Genomic DNA, 23,293 nt, shown 5'->3' on the forward strand with positions numbered 1-23,293 from the left:
TTGGCCAATGGTCCTAATTATAAGATAAAAGCTAGGAGAAGAAGAGAAGGAAAAACTAACTACTATAAGAGATACGTTTATGTCATAAGTAAACAAATAAGGTTTATTGTAAGAATAACTAACAAATACATTATAGTTCAAATTGCAAAAATCGATCCTAAGGGCGATATTATGGTTGCTAGCGCTCATTCTTCAGAACTTGCTAAAAAGTTTGGATGGAAGGGAGATGAAAATAATACTCCCGCCGCATACCTTACTGGCTATTTAGCAGCTTTAAGAGCTATGAAGAAAGGCGTAACAGAGTGTGTTGCAGATATAGGACTTCATGTACCGTCTAAGGGTAATAAGGCGTTCTATGCAATAAAAGGTGCGATAGATGCTGGGTTGAAAATTCCGATAGGTAATATAAGTATAGAAAACGATAGAATAAAGGGAGAGCATATAGCCAAGTATGCTGAAAAGTTGAAATCTGAGAATTTAGATTTATATAATAAACTATTTTCAAGGTATTTGGGAAGGGGACTAAACCCTGAGAACTTACCCTCTCATTTTGAGGAGATATTAAACAAGATTAAATCTTCTGGTGGTTGAAATGGCAGAGGAAGTACCAAGTATAAATATAGAAGAATGGAATCCACGAACCTCCATAGGTAATCTCGTAAAGAATGGAAAGATATCATCTATAAAGGAACTATTTGATAGGAATCTTCCTATTACTGAACCGGAAATTGTGGATGTTCTGTTACCTAAGCTAAAATATGAAGTTGTAGACATTAAAGTAGTTCAGAAGCAAACTGATGCAGGAGAGATATCTAGATATAAAGTTCTAGTTATAATGGGCAACATGGATGGATATGTCAGTATAGGAACTGGAAAAGCTAAACAGCTAAGGGTTGCAATTCAGAAGGCAATTAGGGATGCTAAGATGAATATAATACCAGTAAGAAGAGGCTGTGGTAGCTGGCAGTGCACATGTGGTGAACCACATAGTCTACCCTTTAAAGTAGTTGGTAAAGCGGGTAGCGTAGAAGTTGATTTATTGCCCGCACCCAAGGGTACTGGATTAGTAGTTGGTAGTGTATTAAAGACATTGTTAACTTATGCTGGTATAAAGGATGCTTGGTCTACCACAAAAGGTGAGACTAGAACTACAGAGAATTTTGTCAGAGCTGGATATAGTGCACTTTATAACACTTATAACTTCGTAACTCTACAAGATTGGGCTAGGAAGAGGTAATGAGATATGGTGGAGCTACTAGGCATAATCAGAATTAGAGGTTGGGCAAAGGCTCCTTGGTATATTAATGAGACATTAGAGATGTTGCGGTTAAGATATAATTTTAATGCGATGATATATCCAAAAACCTCTCAAATGCTCGGTATGCTAAATAAAGTTTCTCCATATGTCACATGGGGAGAGGTAGATCCGGATACTTTAAAACTACTAATTATAAATAGACTTGAAACGGCAAAAGGGGATAAGGTTTCAGATAGTTATGTTAAAGAAGTGTTAAAGATTGAAAATATCGATACAATGGTGAAACAGTTATATGAAGGCAAGATTTACCTACATAAACTTGATCAATATTTTAAGTTGCCTATTCGCTTACATCCACCTAAGGGTGGGTTTAAGGGTAGTGTAAAAAGGCCCTATAAAAATAAAGGTGAGTTCGGATATAGAGGAGATAAGATAAATGAATTAATGAGGAGGATGATGTAAAAATGGTAGTAAGAAGAGAGAAAAAAAGTAGAAAAATGAGAGGATCACGAACGATGGGATGGGGTATTAGGGGCCAACATAGGGATAGAGGATCACAGGGTGGTAGACAAATTGGTATGCATAAGGAGAAATGGTCATGGTTAATTAAATATGGCGAAGGATGGTATGGGAAGCATGGATTCAGAAACCCCACTACAAAATTGACAAGTGCTATTTCGTTGAGAAAACTTAATGAATTATTAGTGAATGGTTCTATAAAAATCAAAGAAACCGATGGAAAAAAGATAGTGGACTTAAATGAGTTAGGGTACGACAAATTACTTGGTGGAGGTAGTATAAACGTTCCCGTTACTATAAAAGTAAGTAAGGCTACCAATAGAGCGATACAGAAAGTTAAGCAGATTGGAGGAGAAGTAATATTAAGCCCAACTGAGTAATTTTTTTGAGTAAATTATGTCATTCATCGATTCACTCGCTACGCTTGGGCAATACTTGCCAGCGGTTACTAAACCTAAAGGGAAACCTTCACTAGGTCAAAAGCTAATTTGGTCTTTAGTAGCAGTAATAATTTATCTTATAATGGCTTCAACTCCCTTGTACGGCATAACTTCAGCTTCCTTTTTTAAGAACCTTATTTTAGAACAGATTATTTTTGCTTCTACTACAGGTACCTTAGCGCAATTAGGAATAGGTCCTATAATAACTGCAGGTTTAATTATGCAAATATTAGCCGGATCTAAGTTAATAAGAATTGATCTAAATGACCCCGATGATAGGGTTAGATTTACGGAAGCACAAAAGGGATTAGCGTTTATCTTCATTCTAGTTGAGTCAGCTTTATTTGGTTACGTATTAGCTAGAACTTCAACAACCATAAATGCGTCAATATTATTTATTGCAGGAATAGTAATAGCTCAGCTTATTGTAGCTACATATTTGATCTTACTGTTAGACGAGCTAATACAGAAAGGTTGGGGCTTAGGATCTGGAGTTAGTCTGTTTATACTAGCTGGAGTTGTGAAGATAATGTTTTGGGATATGTTTGGAATTGCAAGCGTTAGTTCCCAGAATTTACCAATAGGTTTCTTCCCTGCATTATTTACGGCATTAGCATCGCATAGTGATATTCTCAATTTAATAGTTAATACGTCAACTAGAAATCTCTTTCAGCCAGATTTAGTTGGATTGGTAACCACTATAGTATTGATTATCATAACAATTTATCTAACTACGATGACTATAGAAATACCTGTAACTTCACAAAAGTTAAGAGGAATAAGGAGAACAATTCCGTTAAACTTTCTATATGTTAGCAGTATACCAGTAATATTTGTTGCAGTACTAGGTTCTGATATCCAGTTATTTGCATCATTAGCTTCCTATGTTTCGCCCTCAGCTTCAAATATACTAAATACCATTAGTGGAGTATTCTTTTTCCCTCCTCCAAATTCAGCGATACCTCATAGCGTATATGCTATAGTTTTAGATCCATTAGGCGCACTTGAATATGCTGTAGTTTTCATAGTTCTTAGTATTTTGTTTGGTATATTATGGGTTGACGTAGCTGGTTTAGATCCTGCTACTCAAGCGCAACAGTTAATTGAAGCTGGTATTGAAATACCTGGTGTTCGAAGTAATCCAAAGATTATAGAGGGGATATTAGCTAGGTATATATATCCATTGGCATTCTTCAGTTCTATCATAGTAGGTTTAATTGCAGTATTTGCTACACTCCTAGGTGCATACGGTACTGGTATAGGGATACTATTAGCTGTAACAATAGCAATACAATACTATAGCTTATTAGCTTATGAAAGATCTTTAGAAATGTACCCATTACTAAAGAGGTTGATAGGTGAATAGGTATGAAAATAGGTATTGTAACAGGTATACCCGGTGTAGGTAAGACAACTGTCCTTTCTTTTGCAGATAAAATTCTAACTGAAAAGGGTATACCACACAAGATTGCGAACTATGGGGATTATATGCTAAATACTGCTTTAAAAGAAGGCTATGTAAATAGTAGGGATGAGATAAGGAAATTGCGAATAGAGAAGCAACGAGAATTACAAGCTCTAGCCGCTAGGCGAATAGTTGAAGATCTGTCTTTATTAGGTGATGAGGGAATAGGGTTAATAGATACACATGCTGTAATTAGGACACCTGCTGGCTATTTGCCTGGCCTTCCGAGACACGTAATAGAAGTTCTTTCTCCCAGGGTAATCTTTCTACTAGAAGCAGATCCAAGAATAATTTTAGAGAGACAAAAGAGGGATAGTAGTAGAGCCAGGGCTGACTATAGTGATACGACTGTCATCAATGAGGTTATTCAATTTGCTAGGTATTCGGCTATGGCGTCAGCTGTGTTAATTGGTGCATCAGTCAAGGTGGTAATAAATCAAGAAGGAGATCCCTCAATAGCCGCAAGTGATATAATAAATTCATTAATGTGAAATTATGGAGCTAGGTACGATATATATTTTTTTAATTTCATTTTTATCGAATTTTATAGTTTATCTGATTTACAAGTATTATTTTTATGGCAAAATAAGTAATAAGATAAGTCTTGTTGAAAAATATGAGGAGAGGCTAAAGAGTATAGCCTCATCTAAAAGAAGGGAGAAAACTTACAAGAAAATTTCCAAAGAGTTAGAGTCCTATATCTCATCCATTAGATATTATATGTTTTTACGATCAATGATATTAGTAGGAGTTTATATACTTGATCTTGTAATTATATTAAATTATTTAAATACTAATACGTATCTTCCATTCTATATACCTTATCTTACAGTGAAAAGCAATAATGGTGAGTATTTGATGCTTAACGGATCTCTGTTTGAGTTTATAGCATCTTATATCTTATTTACCCCTCTTTCTTTAAGATCAAATTTAAAAACAAGATAGGATAGATTAAGATATGCCTAGACCAGCTTTACGCTCTAGGTCACTTAGAAGGATTTATGTAAAGTTACCAAGTGGGAAGACTGCAATACATTATGAAAGGAAGAAAAACAATATACCAAAATGTGCGAGGTGTAAGAAACCGTTACATGGTGTAAAAACTAACTTTTTACATAAGTATGGTAAGTCCGAGAAGAGACCAGAGAGACCTTTTGGTGGATATTTATGCTCATCTTGTCTCGCTCAACTGATCAAAGCCACGGTAAGGCAACAAATTCAATGATATAATTTAATTTTTGATTACAATGAGGAAGGAAATGGATGATAATTATAATAAGTGGACCTCCAGGGAGTGGCAAAACCTCAGTAGCAATTAAACTCGCAAACGAGTTGTCATATAAATTTATTTCAGCAGGGAAAATTTTTAGAGATATTGCTCAAAAAATGGGATTAGATATTATAAATTTGAATAAGGTTGCAGAATCTAATTTTGATATAGACAAGATGGTTGATAAAAAGATTTTTGAATACATATTGAGTGAGAAAAATCTTATCATAGAGTCGCATATTGCTGGCTGGTTATTTAGAGAATACACTAATATCGCGATATATTTATGGGCCCCACTTAAAATCAGAGCAAATAGAATAGCCATTAGGGACAAAATATCATATGATGAAGCGATTTCGCAAATAATTAAAAGGGAATACATGCACTATAAAAGATTTAACAAATTTTATGGAATTGATATCAATGATTTATCGGTATTCGATTTGGTTATCAATACATCTAACGTGGATGTTAATAATATAGTAAAATTAATTTTGACCTATCTATCATCAGTTTCACAAAACCCTCAGCCATTAAAAGAAAAAGATATTAACGATAAGTAATGGCTGATATAATTCAATTTGTGCAAAATTTAGACACACAAGTTACTGAAGTCGCTTGGAGCGTGTTTATACTAGCATGGGCTGTTGGATGGGCATTAAGAGGTGCACCAATACCTATTTTCAGAGTTAAAAGAACAGGTCAGGACTTAATTGAAGATGCAATATTGGCTGCATTTTGGATTGCATTGGGAACCACAGTATTCTCACTAATAACTTATATAGCTTCGCAAGTGGGATCATGAGTAGTGGATATTCTCCATTCTATATACTTTACATAGCGATGAATATAGCTACATTAACATACACTATTGGCTCATTATTTTATGGCTTGCCAATTCCTATCTATGGCTTGAAGAAATGGGGACCTAGAATGATGAGTGACGCAATATATGCAGCTGTTTGGATAAACATATATGGCGTTATAATTTTTGCCATAGGTCAGATTCAAAGTTTACTTGGAGTAAATTGGAGTAGTTTCTTTTCCTCAATTTTACAGTTACAAGCTAATATGTTTAGTGCACTCATTCAAGTGAAGAGTATATATTATATTATTACTACTGAAAAGATATCAATGGCTCTTGCTCTTCTTGCAGATCCGGTACTTCAGTTTTCATCTTTTATTACCGATATAATATTTTTATTGCAGTTTTTTATTGATCTTGGGGAATTCATACAACAATCTTATATGATACTTATAGCAATTGGTATTCTTTTATTATCACTTCCTTTTAGGATAGGAAAGGGTATAGGTGGGACTTTAATATCGTCCGCAATTACCTTTTATATCGGTTTGCCGTATTTACCGGTTTTCATTCAAGAAATGTCCTCTACATCATTGGCTCAAATAGGTTTTCAATTATCCACAATTACGGATGTAAACACATTAGTTACGACAATAGCGGGCATAGTTCCTGGACTTGTAATTATATTCATAATAATACCCATGCTTTATTTGAGTATTTTAGCTGGTATATCGTTAGGATTAGGAAATGCAATTGGAGGCTCCAGTGGTAGAGTTCCATTTCCATTAGACCTATTTTAGGTGATGGAGAGTGAAAAGCATCAATTTGATGATAATATTGATATTAGTAGATAGTATCCTAGCCTTTATATATTCAAAAAACGATTACGTTGTCATTTACACTACTCTACTCGTTTTAGTTCTACTAGTGATAAGCAAATTTATTTTGAAGCGGGTTGAGGATTAGTTTGACTACTCTTCTTCTCTTTTCTAACCTCTTTTGTCATAAATAACGTTGTCTTTTGTCTTCCTCCCATGTTATATCATCAAATAACTATTAATGCGAAGAAATGTTATAAAGTTATATGAGATCGTTTGAATTCTTTGAACATACTGCAGATGTTGGTATTAGGGCGTATGGTAAATCATTGGAAGAAGCATTTTCAAATGCCGCATTAGGAGTTTTTGAGGTAATTACAGATACCTCAAAAGTAAAACCTATTGAATACCGCGAAATTTATCTAAATGGGTATGATTTAGAAAATCTGTTATATAAATGGATAGAGGAACTTCTTTATTATTATGATTCTGAATTAATGGTCTTCAGTAAATTTGATCTCATGATAGATCAAGATTCGATGACCTTAGAAGGAAAAGCGTGGGGAGAAAAATTTAATGGTAAGGTACATGAGCGTAGAACAGTAGTGAAAGCAATGACTTATCATCAACTGTCAATAGAAAAGACGGAAAATGGTTACGTCATCACTTTCGTTGTAGATATTTAGATAGGTTTTCTATTTTATATGTACAATTTTTACAGAATCTCGCTTGTTTTTTATCCACATCTTCCACTGTATTGCTGAAATTCATGACGCAACCTATTGTATTACAATGACCTAGTCCTAATGTATGACCTGCCTCGTGAGTTACTTCCTTTACTACTCTTTTCATAAACAATTCTAGGTCTGGTTTTCTATTATAGAACTCTTCCCTTAATCTATTAAGAAAAATAATGGCAAAATTATCTATAGTTAATCCAAATACAAAGTTATAACCATCGATATAACCGTCAGAATCTGCGAGGAATATTATGGAATCGTAATTAAAGTCATATTTAGATTTAAGGAAGCTTAATACTTTTTCCGCGTTGTATTGTAATCTTTCCCAATTAAAAGCAGAAATAGGAAGATATTTTCTACTATCGAACAATATATCAACTTCTAGTCCATAGCTTGAAAGATTATTAACAATTTCATCTATTATTGATTTTTCAATGTAAGTTAAGGTAACTATTAAAATCTTCATTTCTGTCACCTACTGTGGGGATCCCTGGAGACCCTAATTCATCGCACCCCTAAATATTTAGGGTTCTCCAAGGGTGTCGCCAGATCCCCGTTAGAAGTAATGATAATAAAAGTTAAAAAGTCATATCTATATTATTATAATGCCGCCGTAGCTCAGCCCGGGAGAGCGCCCGGCTGAAGACCGGGTTGTCCGGGGTTCAAGTCCCCGCGGCGGCACCTCCAGAATTTTTAGTTTTTTCCACTATGGATTGCTAATCAGAACTTTTCTGGGTTCTTCAATATCGTAATTATTACCAAAAGATTTTTTAGATCGAGCCTATAGAGTCGATTATATGACCGATATCTTAATCGATGCTATGGATTTAAAGAAAGTATACAAAACTAAAAATATTGAATATATTGCATTAAGAGGAGTAACCTTGAAAGTAAAGAAAGGAGAGTTTCTGGTTATAGCAGGTCCTTCTGGATCTGGTAAGACCACACTTTTAGATTTGCTAGGTCTTTTAGATTCGCCTAGTGCTGGTAAAGTAATAATAGATGGAAGCGATGTTACGAATTTTGATGAAGATGAAAGAGCAATTTTTAGAAGAAGATATATAGGTTTTGTGTTTCAATCATATAATTTAATTACATATCTGACAGTTCTTGAGAACGTTGAATTAGCTTTAGCAGCTGTAGGAGTTCCGGTGTGGAAAAGGAAGGAGAAGGCAGAAGAGATTCTATCCATGATTCCCGGTATGTTGGAACTTAAGAATAAAAAGCCTAACGAATTATCGGGGGGCCAGCAACAGAGAGTTGCTATAGCTAGAGCCTTAGCCAATGATCCTAAGATATTACTTGCGGATGAACCGACTGCAAATCTAGATTCTAAAACAGGTGAGGCAATAGTGGAGTTAATGAAGAAGTTGAATGATGAAAAAAAGGTAACTATCATAATGGCTACTCATGACCCCGATATGATGAAATATGCTGATAGAATTGTGTATATTAGAGATGGGTTAATTGAGAAAGAGGTAATACAGAATGAGTAAAGCAATATCTCTTATTATTGTATCACTATTTCTTGTATCACTACTATTTATTCCATTAACATTTTCCGGTACACAATCACCTTTTTCAGTATCTTCACAATGGCTTACTTCTCCACCATATGTGACACCAGGTGAAAAATTAGTGCAGCTACAAGTAAACTTAGAATATCATGGAACTGGGAATTTAACGAATGTGGAGATTTATCCAATAGAAACCGGTCCTTTTATAGTATATCCATCTACACAAACATACACTCTTTCCTCAATGCTTCCCGATCAGCAGTATTCGTTCATATTCATTGGAAATATCACACCTAATATACCTTTGGGTGTGTATAATTTCTATCTACAAGTAATATATCTCGAAAATGGCATAGAGCAAACACAGACGATCCCGGTACAAATTCCTATTCTTGGATATGTGCAACTTTCTGCAATTGCTCAAACTAGTGGTACAATATTTCCGGGAGAGCAGTACGTTCCAATAAATTTAGTAATATATAATACTGGTACTATTACTGCTACTAATGTAACCCTATTCTTAAACTCAACGTATCCATTACAATTTGTAACTAAAGAGATAAATATACCAATTATTAGTGCAGGATCTTCACTTTCTGTTCAAGCAATAGCAAATATTTATAATAACGCAACGATCGGCACATATAAAATACCACTTACAGCTTTAGTATATGGCGCATATCATTCGCTAAACGTTTCAGTAATAATTAACAGTAATCAAACTGTAGGGGGGAAGCTAATAACTTCGTATGTTATCCTACCTGCTGGTTCAAATCAGTTAGGCGTTCCAATAACCCTCCAATTAATTTACACTGGCCCTGTTCCAGTAAGTAGCTATTCAATTCAACTTATGTTACCAAATGGGTTTACTAATATAACTGGTGGAAATTCTGTTTATGTCAATGGTGGGCCATTGCAACCTTATGAGGATTTCACAGTTCCATTTACTATTAACATTCGTAATTTATCTTTAGGTGCGTATACTATCCCTTTAAAAATAATATGGAACACCATAGAAGGTAACGGTATTGTTGTAAATACAGTACAGTGTATGGCATTTACCATGTTCCTTCTGGGTGAACCAAATATAGAAGTTTCTCCTGAAACCTCTTTATTATATGCAGGAGAAGTTAACAATATTACTTTAGTTATATCAAATGTAGGGTCTGGAACTATATACAACCTATCCCTTTCCGTTTCCTCTCAACAAGTGTCTATTCTTAATAACCTACCTAAAATACAATTACTATCTCCAAACCAATTGATTAGGATACCTTTAGAAGTTTATGTACCATCCAGTTATCAAGGAACTCCTATACAATTTAGTATTTCAATATCATATTTAAATTCGGTTTATCAACAGTCACAGTATCAACAACAAATAGGTCTTTACGTTTCTCCTTTGATATCGCCAAATATCCCCATTATAACCACTTTAAATCCAGGGATAATATCACCAAATTTATTCACAACCACATATCTCGTACTGTCAAACTCATTAAATACTACCTTATATAATTTATCAGTTACTCTTTCGTCACCGATTTATATTAACTCTACTGCGTTTAACTTAGCATCATTAAAGCCTAATTCTCAGTACGAATTGCCTATAACTGTTTATGCTCAAAACCCGGGTAGCTATTCTATTTCAATCTCAATTGTCTATTACCAAGGTAATATAGAAAGACAAGAACAGATAACGGTTCCAGTTTACGCCATGCAAATTAATTCACCGACTATACCAATTTTAATTCAATTCAATTCTTCTACACTATTGACTGGTCAAGTAGAATATACAACTATTGTAATACAAAACACATTAAATCAACCATTGTATAACGTTACCATATCATTAGTTACACAAGGAACGCTTTATATTAACGCAACTACAATAACTTTACCTTCCCTTCAACCATTACAAAGATTATACGTTCCAGTGGAAGTGTATACGCAGAGTGCTGGAATAGTTAGTGTAAGCGCCAGTATATCATATTATCAAGCAGGACAATTGAAGCAAGCTCAAGAAGTTATTAATGATTTAGCAGCGGGCTCAGTTAATATTATAATAACTGGCGTTTCCACTGTTCCTTCGGTAGCAGTAAGAGGCAGTATAGTTTCGGTCACCGCAACGATCTATAACTTTGGTACTGGTCCTGCAAACGGTCTCACAGTAACAGTATTTCCACCTAAAGACATTGTAGTGATAGGTCAGAACACTTATTATGTGGGTAATTTAGGTTCAGATACGTCATCAACATTTACCTTTGCATTTAGGATACTTAACTCCACTAAGCCAGGTTCCTACGTTATTCCTATAGAGTATACCTATACCAATGATATTGGGCAAGTTTTACATTCACATTCAAATATCACACTAGAAGTTTCAAATGCTTCTTCTGGCTTCTTCACCTCGTCTTTTAGGAGTAGTAACAATTCCCACATATCCCTAATCGGCATATTAGGCATAATAATTGTAATAATTATAGTCATAGTCTTAGTGATAGTATTTTTAAGAAGAAGGAGGTAATTAATAGTGAATACATTAGACATTTTCTGGCTAGCATATAAGGGATTAGTATCTAGGAAAGCCATATCGATTTTAGCTATAATATCAGTTATGATAGGGGTAGCCAGTGTAACTGTACTAGTAGCTTTTACTCAAGGTATAAGTCAATCTATCTTATCAGTTGTGGAGTCATTGGGATCTAATACAATTTTAGTTTTACCTAGGAGTAGTGCAGGTTTAACTCAAGCTACTGTAGCAACTATAGCGAGTCTGCCGGGAGTTGAGGCAGTTTATCCAGTAGTTAGTGGTTTTGGCGAAATAAATGTCGAGGGACAACAATTAGGGGTTAGCATAATTGGAATAGACAACTTGTCAGCACTTCTTGGCCAAGTACTACTACAAAGTGGGTCAGTTTATCCTCCAGTTACCTCTCCTGAAGCCGTAATTGGATCAGAAGTAGCGAATCCTGTCCCTGGGGTTTTCTTCTCTCCAGGAGATATAATTACTGTTCAAATTTCTAGAGGTAATAGTATAGCGTTAGAAATAGTAGGAGTGTTATCTCCATCTGGTGCTAATCCATTATCTAATTCTCAAACGTCTATATTTTTACCTTTGGGTGAAGCAATGGCTATTCTAAACAGAACTTCATATAGCGAAATAATAGTTGAGGCTCAATCGGTTAATGATGTTAATAATGTAGTGAACCTTATTGGTGAAATATATGGTAATCAGTTTAGCGTGATTTCAGTTCAGCAGTTAATCAACACAGTATCTACTATTACGTCTGGGTTTAGTTTTCTATTAATATCAGTTGCGTCAATATCTCTTTTCGTAGGAGCTGTTGGAATAATGGCAATAATGTTAAGTAGAGTGTATCAAAGGATAAGAGAAATCGGTATAATGAAAACAGTAGGGCTAACAACTAGAGATATTCTTTTAGTTTTCTTAGCAGAATCTGGGATAATAGGATTAATTGGAGGCATAGTAGGTATATTGGTAGGTTTAGTAGGTACTTCATTTATTGATCTTTTATCAGCAATAACGTCTCAATCCGCATCTAGTAGTTCAGTGAGTACAAACACGGGTGGATTTAGAGGGGGTGGCGGTTTTGGTAGATTTGGTGGAGCATCCGCTTCATCTGCATCTTTCTTCACATTTAAACCGATTATTTCGATAGAAGCAATTTTAATAGCATTAGCAGTAGCAGTTGCTGTGAGTTTAATAGCAGGGATTTATCCAGCCTGGAAGGCTGCGAAGCTTACAGCAATTGATGCGATTAGAAGAGATTAAATTTTTGTCTTTACATTATATAAAGTAGAGCTTATCCTTTTTGGTATTGGCAATTTGAGTGTGATGATGAGAGGGTCCAATGATTTGATGATTATCGCTGGAAAAACTGATAATCAGAAAGCTTAAAATAAACCTTTTTATAAACAATTTTTAGTAAAACTGCGGCCGTAGTCTAGGCTGGATTAGGACGCCGGCCTCCCAAGCCGGTGATCCCGGGTTCAAATCCCGGCGGCCGCATACATCTTTTTTTATCTGAAGGCTACTATGAAAATTTTATTATTAGAGAATTAAATTGTTTATTTCCATAAAGTATTATACAATAACAACTATTAAGATCTCTTTTTTTATCGCAGAATACTTTTCATATATTGATGAATATGCACATAATTCTTTCTATTATTATAAGTGAGAATTAAAAACTATTCATAAATCATATAGACTAGATAGTAACTAGTTTTAATTGTTGTTAACATATGGTTTCATTTGCGAACTTATAAGGTAGTCAAATGATAATAAATTATAATAAATTGGAACCATACTATACAATACTATTTCATATAAACAGTTATATAATATATTTCATTATAGTTATCTCGCGGTTAGCTTGCTCGTATACAACAAATATCTGCCAGTACCAAAACAATTTAATGATGAATTTTGGACCGTTGAGAAGGTAGAACATATTAGGTACCTCTCTTTGACTGGTAAGCCTTATAAAATATTCAATGAAGATATGAACTCTTTAAGGGTATTAGATAAAGTTAGATTCAAACTTGATAAGGCAACTTCAATTTCTTTAACCCCCAAGGCCAATCTGGAACTAGAATTTTCTGGAATTTACATGAAGTCTCCTTTATATCTAGGTGACATGTCATACGGAGCGTTAAGTGGCAATCCCAATATAGCAATTGCTACTGCGGCTGATTTGACTGAAACTCTTGCCGGTACGGGAGAAGGTGGCCTACATCCAGAGGTTGCTAAGCATAAGAGAATTTTTGTGCAGTGGGCGTCAGCTAGATTTGGTGTTGATATTAGAGTTTTAACTGCTGGTATGGGTGTTGTCATAAAAATTGGTCAAGGGGCTAAGCCTGGAATTGGCGGCCATTTACCAGGGAATAAAGTTACTGAGCCTATATCTGTCACTAGAAGAATTCCAATTGGTATAGATGCTATATCTCCAGCACCTCATCATGATATTTATTCCATCGAGGATCTGGGACAAAGAATAGAGGCATTAAAAGAAGCAACTGGAAAGCCGGTTTTTGTTAAAGTAGCTGCAACTAATTATATCCCTTACATAGTTTCCGGTATTGCTAGAATGGGGGCAGATGGTGTTATAATAGATGGTCATGGAGCGGGAACTGGTGCCACCCCTGTTGTAATAAGAGATAACGTTGGTATACCAATAGAGCTAGCTGTAGCCTCAGCTGATAAGATTTTAAGGAGAGAAGGACTTAGGGATAAGTTTACTATTATAGCTGCTGGTAGGGTCTCATCAGCAACAGACGCTGCTAAACTAATTGCTTTAGGTGCTGACGTAGTGAGCGTTGGTACCGGAGCCTTAATAGCTATGGGTTGTGTAATGGTACATAAGTGTCATGTAGGCTCATGCCCTACAGGTTTAACTGCCAAGATTGATGGGACTAGAGTAGTTGACGTAGAGTTCGGCGTTAAGATGCTAGTTAATTTTATCAATGGATTTTCCATGGAGTTAGCTAATATTTTAGATAATTTAGGTTTGAATAGTATTAAGGAACTTAGAGGTAAAAGAGAGCTACTTTATGGACATGGCTTGAGTAAAGACACGTTAGAAATTCTAGGAATTGAAGGTACGGAAGATGAAGTGAATCCTAAATTGGGAGAGTTATGGAATAGGAGAGTTATTGCTTACATGCACGAATTGATGAATAAGGGCAATCCAGTAATAACCAGTATGGGTAGTACTGCACCACCTGATGTAGAGAAACCCGCCAGAATAATCGATTGGCTTAGATCTGATGGAGCTCAGGTTACTAGACCTTCAATAGATCCTTATAGAGAAGATGTAGATACTTCCTTTTATCTTAAAGGTGGAGAGATATATCTATCACTCCCAATAATCTTCGATATTACCGAAGCCTCTTTAGAGTATAAGGAAGCGTTTGCTTGGAGTGCTTTAGCTTTGTCTTCAGCAGTGTTTGACTATGAAACTATCGATAAGTACGCAGAAGTCTTCATAAGTAGTGATGGGAAAGGTATTGCTAGGTGGAGTAAGAGTGATATCTACGAGAACTCGTATCTTCTGATACCTGCAGATGAGAACGTAATAGACGAAGTTATTGGAATGGGCGTTCAAGGGTTTATAGTTGATGAGGATAGTGGAAATAGTGATCTAGAATTGGTAGTTAGTGCTTTAGATACCAAATTAAAGGAAGTGGGTGTTAGAAATCATTATGACATTTTGGCTAAGTCAGGTAGACTCAGACATTCCGCAGACGCTTTTAAATTAGTTCTATTGGGTGCTGATTCTGTAATTATGCCTTATTTTATTTTAGAAAAAGCCATAGGTGAGGGAAATAAGGGTAATTTGAAAGAGAAAGCCTTCAGTCTCATAGCTGGAATGAAAAAGGAAATAGCTTTGCTTGCCGGTGCAGCTGGGGTTTATAGCGTCCAATCTACTTTGACCGGTAACAGGGAGTTATTGCGTTCTATCAATTTGAGCTATCCTATAAGGAAAGCACTTAGAATAAAACCAGCGGGGTCTTTATAATGGTTGACTATTATCCTTCTGGTTGTGGTGTTTTTGGAATCTTAAGGAAAAGAAACTCTCCAAAAGTCAAAGGCAATTTAGTTGTTAGAGCAATAGATAGAGTCAGATATAGGGGTAGTGATAAGGGAGCAGGATTTGCTGTATTTAATTTGGAAAAAAGAAACTATTATGTTATTAAAGCGTTTTATGAGGGAAACCCCAGTGAACTGAAGGATATGTTCAGCAAGTATGGTGTAGAAGTTAAGAATGTAGAATTGCTAACCAAGTATTCGAATCTGTGCGATTGTAATCTTATTGCTTTGGGCGATATAAATGAGGTTAGGAAGGCTATAAGGAATGTAAATGAGATAATGTGGAACGGTAAAGAGAGGAAGGGCAGAGTGTATAGCGTTGGTAGCTCTCTTCATGTGTATAAGGGTGTTGGATATCCTAAAGACGTAGCAGAACAATATCGTGTTGAGGAGTTTGAAGGCGATTTATGGTTAGCACATACCAGGCAACCCACTAATTCCCCTGGCTATTATCCGTTTTGGTCTCATCCCTTTTCCTCATTTAATGTTGCTATAGTTCACAATGGCGATGTTAGCTCATTTGGAGCTAACGTAGAATATCTAAATTCAAGGGGGCTAAATAGTTTTGTAGGAACTGATAGTGAGGTATTGGCTTTTTTATTTGAGGAACTCATTGCTGAAGGTTTAACCATCGAAGAGGCAGTAAAGATTCTAATTAACCCATCAAGAAGATTCAATGCCTTACCTAAAGATATTGATTACTTATATAGAAACGCTATGTTAGATGGCCCCTTTACAGCGGTTATTGGTTACGACTCCGGTGATGATTTATATCTGATAGCAATTGCTGATAGATCTAAATTTAGGCCGGCAATAATTGGCGAGGATGAGTCATATTATTATGTAGCAAGTGAGGAGAATGAAATTAGGGAAATAAGCCCTAAAGCTAAAGTTTGGACGCTTAAACCTGGTTCTTACTTTATAGCATCTTATAAAAAAGGTATCATATCATATGGGAGGAGCAATGACGAGCTAAAGACATTTTCTCCTCCACCAATAATGGTTCCAGAGAAGTATGATATTAATGCCTATAATATAGGGTATAAGGAGTTAAATTATGAGATACTTAAGTTAGCTGAAAAAGGAAAGAAGGAAATAACAGTTGCCAACGTTTTAGGTCATAGATATATTGGGATAAACCTACCGGCTAAAAACATAAACAATTTGAGAATTAACCTTTATGGTATAGTTGGAAACGCTATGGCAAATTTAAATGAGGGTAACGAATTTTATGTTTATGGAAATGTTGCTGATGACTGTTGTGATACCATGCATGGAGGGAAAGTAGTAATTTACGGTGATGCGAGAGACGTTTTAGCTCAGACTTTTCAGAATGGTAAGATTTTCGTTAAGGGTAATGCTGGAAATAGGGTTGGTATTCAAATGAGGGAATATAAGGATAAAAGACCCTATCTTATAATAGGCGGTATTGTTGATGATTATTTAGGAGAATATATGGCTGGAGGCGTAATAATAGTGTTTGGTAAAGGGTTTAACGGAGAACCAGTGGGAAATTTCGTAGGAACGGGAATGGTAAGGGGGAGAATATACATAAGAGGCAAGGTTTCTCCATCAAAACTAGGATTACAACCACCAAGGTATGAGATAATGAGATTACTAAAAGCACTATTCTTAGAGGGCCTAATTTCTAGTGAGGAATACGATTCACTAAAGAACGAAGAATATATTGAGATTGTTAATAAGTTAAAAGGAGAAGCTAAGGAATATGCCAAGAAATTGTTTGAAGAGAAAATCGGAGTTCCGACATACGAATATAGAGAATTAACCGAGGAGGAATTTAAGGAACTGTACCCAGTAGTTGATGAATATTCTAAGGATATGATGGACTACTCTTATACTGAACTATTAAAGGAAAAGTTTACTGTAATAACTGCTAGAAAATTATAGAAGATATTTCGCTGAAGATATTTCGCTTAAAGTTTTCTTTACTGAAATTTAGAGCTCTGTTTTTCATTTCCCTTCTCAACCCTATATTTTCATTTTCCAGTAAGCTCTTTAATAATGTTACGGCTTCTTCTATGTCTGAGTACGAGAATTCGGGAACTACTTCGTAAGCTCCACTTTCCTTAGGGACTATTGGTATAACTCCGCCTGCCATTGCTTCTATAACTGGTATTCCAAAATGCTCTCCTATCGTTGCGTGGAAATAGACTTTAGCTTTTGACAATACTTTAAGCAACTCCTCTCTTGGTAAATTAGTTACAATTTCTATGTCGGCGTTAAGTTCTCTCTTAAGCTTAATTAACTTGTTCAGATAGTCTCTTTCATTCAGTGAACCAATGATTACGCCTTTAACTCCGCTTTTAGCAGCTAAAAGGATTGAATTTTCAAGCATTTTCCCTCTTTCTATTCTTCCTATTGTCACAAAGAAATTTTCCCTTTTTTCCTCATTATATGCTCTCTGAAAATATTCTACATCTACTGGAGGGTATATTACTTTTGGCTCATTTATTTTATAAACTTCAGCTATCGCCTTTGCAGAATAGCGAGAATTTGCTATTATCTTTGCCCTTTTCCCCTCGTCTTTTATTTTATTTATGACGAGACGAAACGGTAATAAATAAAGTTTCCAAAAAAGGGATCTGGTATACTTGCTTGGTAAGTTAGCTATTGAAGGTGCGCCTGCATAAATTACGTGTGGAGCTAATTCTGATAACGGTATAGGCACTCCAGACGCATTTAGATATAAATCTGGTTTTACTTTTTTCGCCGTATAGTAGGTCAATAACCTTTGATACTTATCTAGCTTTGGTAAATGAAAAGGCAACGTATACACTGAGGGTATTGATTTATCATAAGGTTTTGCAAAGCTTATTGCAACATAATTTATTTTTCTTTCCTCCAACATTTCAAAAAATGTCTTGTATATAGTTCCCTCGCCACTATAACCCCTACTCATTCCTAAGCCATGGGCTATTACTGCAACCTTTATTTTCTTCATATTTCATTATTACTTCTAGATGGTTCAGATTATAATACCAGTGGGTCCTAATGACAAGCTAGATTGGGTTAAAAGAAGCGTAAATTCGGCGTTATCACAACCAGTTGATAAGGTGATAATTTACGATAATAGTGAAAGAAGCGATATATATAATATATTTCAGCCGTTGGCAGATAAATTGGTTTATATTAAGGATAAGAGAATGAAAAGGGTTAACATGGCTAGATTACGTAATAAGATGCTCTCATTAATTGATGATAAATATGTAATCATGATAGATAGTGACGTTGTTATACCTAAGGACTATACTAATAAAATTATAAGTAAATTGGAAAATGGAGTAGCATATAGTTGGATGCATTATGCTTATTCTGAAGAAGAAATTGAAAAACCATTGTCTTTATCTGAAAATAACCCTAATTTAGGGTGTGCAGGACTTAATTTGGAGATAATTAAGAGAATTGGCTATTTTGATGAACGATATGAAAGAGATGAGGATGTATGGCTTTATGCAAAACTAAAAAAGACTGGCTACAAAGTAGAGCCAGCTGAGGGTAGATGTTTGCATCTTAATAAGGTTCATGCAAGGCTTGATTTCTCTTCATCAATTGTTGAAGCTAGGAGAAATCTTTGGAGGAGTAAATACGATATTATGCTAATATTTGATGGTCTTACAGATTTTACCTTTTTAACTGGTTACTCATATTATGGTAGTTACTATATATTGGCAATTTTATCGGTTATTTTCCATCCCTTAGCTTTCCTCTATTTTCCACTTATAGGTTATGGTATCTATTATTATAAGGGACCAAAGAAATATTTATTAAATTTAATCCCCGGTTTAGCATTAGCAATCTCATTCCCTTATGGCCTAGGGTATAATCTTATCCAAAAGGCCAAGTAATTCCCTTCTTCTCTTATCAAACTCTCTCTCCACATTTTCGTCATAAACTATTCTTCCGTTTACTATAACCTTACCTACATGCTCACCTACGCTATAATAAACGATATTTGAAAGAATCCTATCCTTTTTTAACGGATATAATTTATCCTTCTTTAATAGCACTATATCAGCGATGTAACCTTCCTCTATCTTTCCACCTTTTAAATTAATAAGCTTGTATCCATTTTCTGTGGCTGCCTTGAATACATGATACGCTTTTATGCCGGCATCCCAATATGAATACCTTTGAAGTAGTACTGCATTTTTCATTTCCCTGAACATATCTAGTGAATTATTACTTGCAGCTCCGTCAGTACCTATAGTTACGTTCACTCCACTTTCTATCAACTCTTTGAATGGAAAGAAACCTGCAGTAGCAAGTTTCATATTTGAAGTTGGGCAATGGGTTGCATTGGTCACATATTGTAGTTCCCAATTAGCTACCCATCCTAAATGAACCAATTGGGCCTTCCTCACGATTCTTAATTCATTCAACAACTCCACTGGGAATTTGCCATACTTTTTCTTTATCTCATAAATCTCACTTCTAGTCTCAGACACATGGATGTGAATCCATGAGTTTGTTTCTTCTGCGAGTTGATTAGCCAATTTTAGTGTGTCTACAGATGTTGAATATATGCTATGTACGTTTACAATTGGTTTAAATAGTTCGCTTGCTTTAAGCTGTCTTTGTTTTTTATCTATCTCATGAGGATCAAACAATCTATTGAGAAACGTATAACCCGCGTAAGCTCTTATTCCGTACTTTTCTGCGATTTCCTTTACTCCTTCAGGATTAAAGTACATGTCTATGAAAGCTGTAGTTCCTTTTGATAACATTTCCATTACAGCCAATTCTGATGCTATGTTCATTTCATTTGTCTTGAAAACTTTTTCAAATTCCCACATTTTTTCTAACCATTCTGTTAATTCAGCATCATCATAGTATCCACGTAAAGCTATCATTGGGGTATGTGTGTGCGCGTTAACTAGTCCGGGTATCGCAACATATTCTGAGCAGTCAAACTCGTCTCCCTCAACTTCCCTTCCTAAATTTTTTATATATCCATCTTGGATAACTATATTAGTATTTTCAAATATTTTATCATAATTTACGATAAATCGACAATTTTTTAATGTATATCTGTTATTTCGTATCTGCATTCGTATTCACTTATTCTTCTTAATCTTCCTTTCACCTTTAATTGCGTTTTGAAAAGTGGAGCATAAGTTACAAAAGTTTCAGCTTCTCCACCCTCAAATGCAGGATTAAATCCGTATCTTCTTGCTCTCTCAATTATTTTTTCTACATCCTCTGTTGTGATTTCCTTGCCTAATAAATCAAATGGGAAGCCATAGGCGGAGGCTGATGTTATCACGAACTTAAATCCTTCTCGTACTAACCATCGCATATATTCTTCTTGTGTTTTTCTCCAAAGTGGTGTATAAGTCTTTAGTCCTATTTCCTCAGCTATAATGCTTATGTTTAACCTTTGATAATCAGAAAGTAACGCTCCACTGACTATACCAACAGCTCCTTCATTTTTAGCTTGAACTAGCGCCTTTTTGAGATCTTCTAACTCCTTATCCTTCTCCCCTGAAGTCTCGAAGGTGAGAAGTCTAAAACCCATAGCTTCAGCCTGATATCTGGTATAAATTACATTAGGGTATTGGAACATCCAAGAATCTTCTCTCTTTGGTATTAACGTTATTAAGCAGACAATCTTAAATCCCTTAAACACCGCCCAATGCAATGCATATGTACTATCCTTTCCTCCAGAATATAATACACAAATTTTCATAGGATATAAAAGGTAAAAAATGAGTTAACTTTAATACTTTACTTCAAATTAGCTACTCGTTATTTCTTTTTCTGCTCTCCACCGCTTTGTTGCTGTTGCCCGCCTTGCTCTTTCTTCTTCTTGGCCATTTTGTATCTGATAAAAATTCATATTGAAATACCTAATAAGCATTCCTAATGAAATCTTGGTAGAATATTATCGAAAAAAATTTACGCTTACTATGACATTTTCTCATAGTCATAACGTGTATCCTAATCCTCTTTTAAAGATACTATTGCAGTATACTGAAAACTTTTTATTCCTCTCTATTTATAGAATATGTTTTGCTAATGAACTTTTTTATAGTAAAACCTTGATCTCTATATCAAGAAAGTATATTTCTTTATCTAATAATTAAATTTGACCTAGTTTTTATTCTAATTGGTCTATAAATTAGATCTATTATACTATTGATATTAATCAAACTATAGAGAAGAGGATCTATTTTCAATAGTTCTTCAGTACCAATGAAATACACTGTACTAGAGAATTCGATCAACTCCACAAGTCCATTAATTTTATCGATATTTTCACTGAGAAGTCCCGTAGAGTAACAGGCTAATAATGGCTGTGGTCTATCATCAAATGGAATTACGATATCGTACGGCTTACTGCATAAATAGTCTGCGAAGCTTCTAGTAAGAAACGGGAAGTCACATCCAGTGATAAAAACTCTATCCCTTCGTACGTATTTTAATCCTTCTTTAACTCCTTTAACGGGTCCTTCATATTCACCGTTTTCGACAACTAAAATTCCTTTTTTAATTCTCCTAGACGATCTAGATACCACGATAGGATTATCGAATTGTTCCAATAATCTACTTAACATTGTTTTTGAATTTACCTCGAAACAGCACTTATCGATTCCAAATCTTTTCGATAGTCCCCCAGATAGTATTATAACGTCATATGAATAGTTGTAGCTCAACTTCTTCCCCTTTCTTATAAGTTACACTCCTCTTGAGAATTGTGAATCCATTAGCTTTGGATAACTCGCTATACAAACCTACACCCCATCTAAGCGGAAATGCAGAGTTTCCTTTAACGTCAAATAAGTATATTGAATCCATGGAATGATTTACATAGATATCCTCTACGAGAGTACTTTTTACAAACCTCTTTAGATTAGCACTTAATATATTAGACAATACTGAGAGTCCAAATTCATGAAATGCAGTTATAGCAGAAACTACTTGTCCCGGTAATACCAATATTGGTTTTCCTTGAATCCTGCCTACACTACCTCTTTTGATTATGTTTACAGTTACACCATCAAATAGCATCTCTCCCAGCTTATTTATAGCTCTCTTTACGTAATCTTTTTCACCCACTGAAGATCCCCCTATAGATATTATTACATCAGAAATTTCTAAAGACTTTTCAATTTTTCCGATTACATCATTTAAATCGTCCTTCGCTACTCCCATATATTTTACACTACCGAATTTCTCGAGAATCTTAATTAGTATTGGCGAGATGGAATCTATAACCTTATTCTTCTCTGGATTTTCAAAGCTGGCTATTTCATCTCCGTTAGCAAAAATTGCAAACCTTAAATCTGAAACATTAATATGAAAAATTTGTTGTTGTAATAGAATTCCCAAATGATAAGGAGTCACTTCAGTACCTTTTCGTATTATTACTTGCCCTGCGTAAATATCTTCTCCCTCTTCCCTTATGTTCTTACCTTTTTTTACCTCTCCTTTAAATATAACATACTCTCCCTCAAGTTTAGAATTTTCAATAGGCACTACACTATCCGTATTTGTTGGTAATGGTGAACCAGTAGTTACGTAATAAGTTTCCCCCTCTTTTAATTCTGGAATGTTCAATGTATTTGGATAGAGCTTCCCTACTACTCTCAACTTTCCATATTTTAGATAGTCCTCATATTTGATAGCGTATCCATCCATTGCTGATAACGATCTTTCCGGTATACTTTTTATTGCAAGCACATCCTCTGTTACTATTTTACCTAATGCTTGAAATATATCCACATCCTTTTCTCTCTTCTTTACCTCGAAATTTGTATTGTTAATTATTTTTCTAGCTTCTTCAACTGGGATTAGTGCCACAATTTAATATTTTACTTCACATTA

Annotated in this window: 24 protein-coding genes and 2 tRNA genes; 20 read left to right on the forward strand and 6 right to left on the reverse strand. The window is 35.0% G+C overall.

Annotated elements, in window-relative coordinates; all coding sequences use genetic code 11:
- The 12 genes from J5U23_RS13085 (at nt 1) to J5U23_RS13140 (ending at nt 7,261) form a co-directional block, all read left to right on the forward strand.
- Nucleotides 1-591 carry a 50S ribosomal protein L18 gene (locus J5U23_RS13085; protein WP_218266375.1) on the forward strand — a complete coding sequence of 197 codons (591 nt, stop codon included), beginning with the start codon at nt 1-3 and terminating at the stop codon, nt 589-591.
- Between the two features lies 1 nt (nt 592).
- Nucleotides 593-1,237, forward strand: coding sequence for a 30S ribosomal protein S5 (locus tag J5U23_RS13090; protein WP_218266376.1), 645 nt, complete (start codon nt 593-595; stop codon nt 1,235-1,237).
- 6 nt (nt 1,238-1,243) lie between these two features.
- Nucleotides 1,244-1,720, forward strand: a complete 477-nt coding sequence (gene rpmD, locus J5U23_RS13095; RefSeq protein ID WP_218266377.1) for a 50S ribosomal protein L30 — start codon at nt 1,244-1,246, stop codon at nt 1,718-1,720.
- A 2-nt stretch (nt 1,721-1,722) separates the two neighbouring features.
- Nucleotides 1,723-2,157, forward strand: coding sequence for an uL15 family ribosomal protein (locus tag J5U23_RS13100; protein WP_218266378.1), 435 nt, complete (start codon nt 1,723-1,725; stop codon nt 2,155-2,157).
- A gap of 16 nt (nt 2,158-2,173) precedes the next feature.
- A complete protein-coding gene (gene secY, locus J5U23_RS13105) occupies nt 2,174-3,583 on the forward strand; it encodes a preprotein translocase subunit SecY (RefSeq protein ID WP_218258583.1) in 1,410 nt (469 codons plus the stop codon).
- A gap of 2 nt (nt 3,584-3,585) precedes the next feature.
- On the forward strand, nt 3,586-4,173 hold the full coding sequence (locus tag J5U23_RS13110; RefSeq protein WP_218266379.1) for an adenylate kinase: 588 nt from the start codon (nt 3,586-3,588) through the stop codon (nt 4,171-4,173).
- A gap of 4 nt (nt 4,174-4,177) precedes the next feature.
- The gene (locus tag J5U23_RS13115) at nt 4,178-4,627 is read left to right on the forward strand and encodes a hypothetical protein (protein WP_218266380.1); all 450 of its coding nucleotides are present in this window, start codon (nt 4,178-4,180) and stop codon (nt 4,625-4,627) included.
- Nucleotides 4,628-4,640: 13 nt separating this feature from the next.
- Nucleotides 4,641-4,907, forward strand: a complete 267-nt coding sequence (locus J5U23_RS13120; protein ID WP_218266381.1) for a 50S ribosomal protein L34e — start codon at nt 4,641-4,643, stop codon at nt 4,905-4,907.
- A 38-nt stretch (nt 4,908-4,945) separates the two neighbouring features.
- Nucleotides 4,946-5,515 carry a (d)CMP kinase gene (gene cmk, locus J5U23_RS13125; RefSeq protein ID WP_218258587.1) on the forward strand — a complete coding sequence of 190 codons (570 nt, stop codon included), beginning with the start codon at nt 4,946-4,948 and terminating at the stop codon, nt 5,513-5,515.
- Entirely contained in the window at nt 5,515-5,757 is a 243-nt protein-coding gene (gene cedA1 / locus J5U23_RS13130) for a DNA import protein CedA1 (protein WP_012711446.1), read from the forward strand. Before cmk ends, cedA1 begins: the two co-directional genes overlap by 1 nt.
- Nucleotides 5,754-6,557 (forward strand): DNA import protein CedA, encoded by an 804-nt coding sequence (cedA, locus tag J5U23_RS13135; protein WP_218266382.1) that lies wholly within the window; start codon nt 5,754-5,756, stop codon nt 6,555-6,557. Before cedA1 ends, cedA begins: the two co-directional genes overlap by 4 nt.
- A 284-nt stretch (nt 6,558-6,841) precedes the next feature.
- A complete protein-coding gene (locus tag J5U23_RS13140; RefSeq protein ID WP_218258589.1) occupies nt 6,842-7,261 on the forward strand; it encodes an archease in 420 nt (139 codons plus the stop codon).
- Here the strand turns inward: J5U23_RS13140 and J5U23_RS13145 are convergent.
- Entirely contained in the window at nt 7,239-7,790 is a 552-nt protein-coding gene (locus tag J5U23_RS13145) for an archaemetzincin family Zn-dependent metalloprotease (RefSeq protein WP_218266383.1), read from the reverse strand. The genes J5U23_RS13140 and J5U23_RS13145 overlap by 23 nt on opposite strands.
- Before the next feature lie 132 nt (nt 7,791-7,922).
- On the opposite strand from J5U23_RS13145, the gene J5U23_RS13150 reads away from it, so the two are divergent.
- The 7 genes from J5U23_RS13150 to J5U23_RS13180 all read left to right on the forward strand — a co-directional run bounded on the left by J5U23_RS13150 (nt 7,923) and on the right by J5U23_RS13180 (nt 17,356).
- Nucleotides 7,923-7,996: transfer RNA gene (locus J5U23_RS13150), tRNA-Phe, on the forward strand.
- Nucleotides 7,997-8,112: 116 nt separating this feature from the next.
- On the forward strand, nt 8,113-8,811 hold the full coding sequence (locus J5U23_RS13155) for an ABC transporter ATP-binding protein (protein WP_218266384.1): 699 nt from the start codon (nt 8,113-8,115) through the stop codon (nt 8,809-8,811).
- Complete coding sequence (locus tag J5U23_RS13160) at nt 8,804-11,359, forward strand: COG1361 S-layer family protein (RefSeq protein ID WP_218266385.1); 2,556 nt, start codon at nt 8,804-8,806, stop codon at nt 11,357-11,359. The genes J5U23_RS13155 and J5U23_RS13160 overlap by 8 nt, the downstream gene beginning before the upstream one ends.
- A gap of 3 nt (nt 11,360-11,362) precedes the next feature.
- On the forward strand, nt 11,363-12,628 hold the full coding sequence (locus J5U23_RS13165) for an ABC transporter permease (protein ID WP_218267551.1): 1,266 nt from the start codon (nt 11,363-11,365) through the stop codon (nt 12,626-12,628).
- A gap of 161 nt (nt 12,629-12,789) precedes the next feature.
- Nucleotides 12,790-12,865, forward strand: a tRNA-Gly gene (locus J5U23_RS13170).
- Nucleotides 12,866-13,232: 367 nt separating this feature from the next.
- Nucleotides 13,233-15,377 (forward strand): FMN-binding glutamate synthase family protein, encoded by a 2,145-nt coding sequence (locus tag J5U23_RS13175; protein ID WP_218258594.1) that lies wholly within the window; start codon nt 13,233-13,235, stop codon nt 15,375-15,377.
- Nucleotides 15,377-17,356: a class II glutamine amidotransferase gene (locus J5U23_RS13180; RefSeq protein WP_218266386.1), complete on the forward strand. Its 1,980-nt coding sequence runs from the start codon at nt 15,377-15,379 to the stop codon at nt 17,354-17,356. Before J5U23_RS13175 ends, J5U23_RS13180 begins: the two co-directional genes overlap by 1 nt.
- On the opposite strand, the gene J5U23_RS13185 is transcribed toward J5U23_RS13180, so the two are convergent.
- On the reverse strand, nt 17,343-18,410 hold the full coding sequence (locus tag J5U23_RS13185) for a glycosyltransferase (RefSeq protein WP_218258596.1): 1,068 nt from the start codon (nt 18,408-18,410) through the stop codon (nt 17,343-17,345). The genes J5U23_RS13180 and J5U23_RS13185 overlap by 14 nt on opposite strands.
- 19 nt (nt 18,411-18,429) lie before the next feature.
- Here J5U23_RS13185 and J5U23_RS13190 point away from each other — a divergent pair, with 19 nt between their 5' ends.
- Nucleotides 18,430-19,314 carry a glycosyltransferase family 2 protein gene (locus tag J5U23_RS13190; RefSeq protein ID WP_218266387.1) on the forward strand — a complete coding sequence of 295 codons (885 nt, stop codon included), beginning with the start codon at nt 18,430-18,432 and terminating at the stop codon, nt 19,312-19,314.
- Here J5U23_RS13190 and J5U23_RS13195 read toward each other — a convergent pair.
- The 4 genes from J5U23_RS13195 to J5U23_RS13210 all read right to left on the reverse strand — a co-directional run bounded on the left by J5U23_RS13195 (nt 19,282) and on the right by J5U23_RS13210 (nt 23,269).
- Nucleotides 19,282-20,517, reverse strand: coding sequence for an amidohydrolase (locus J5U23_RS13195; protein ID WP_218266388.1), 1,236 nt, complete (start codon nt 20,515-20,517; stop codon nt 19,282-19,284). The genes J5U23_RS13190 and J5U23_RS13195 overlap by 33 nt on opposite strands.
- On the reverse strand, nt 20,487-21,155 hold the full coding sequence (locus J5U23_RS13200) for a diphthine--ammonia ligase (RefSeq protein ID WP_218258599.1): 669 nt from the start codon (nt 21,153-21,155) through the stop codon (nt 20,487-20,489). Before J5U23_RS13200 ends, J5U23_RS13195 begins: the two co-directional genes overlap by 31 nt.
- A gap of 382 nt (nt 21,156-21,537) precedes the next feature.
- Nucleotides 21,538-22,122, reverse strand: coding sequence for a molybdenum cofactor guanylyltransferase (locus J5U23_RS13205; protein WP_218266389.1), 585 nt, complete (start codon nt 22,120-22,122; stop codon nt 21,538-21,540).
- Entirely contained in the window at nt 22,100-23,269 is a 1,170-nt protein-coding gene (locus J5U23_RS13210; RefSeq protein ID WP_218266390.1) for a molybdopterin molybdotransferase MoeA, read from the reverse strand. The genes J5U23_RS13205 and J5U23_RS13210 overlap by 23 nt, the downstream gene beginning before the upstream one ends.
- Nucleotides 23,270-23,293 lie beyond the last annotated feature (24 nt).

This window comes from Saccharolobus shibatae B12 (assembly GCF_019175345.1).
In the GTDB taxonomy this organism is placed as follows: Archaea; Thermoproteota; Thermoprotei_A; order Sulfolobales; family Sulfolobaceae; genus Saccharolobus; species Saccharolobus shibatae.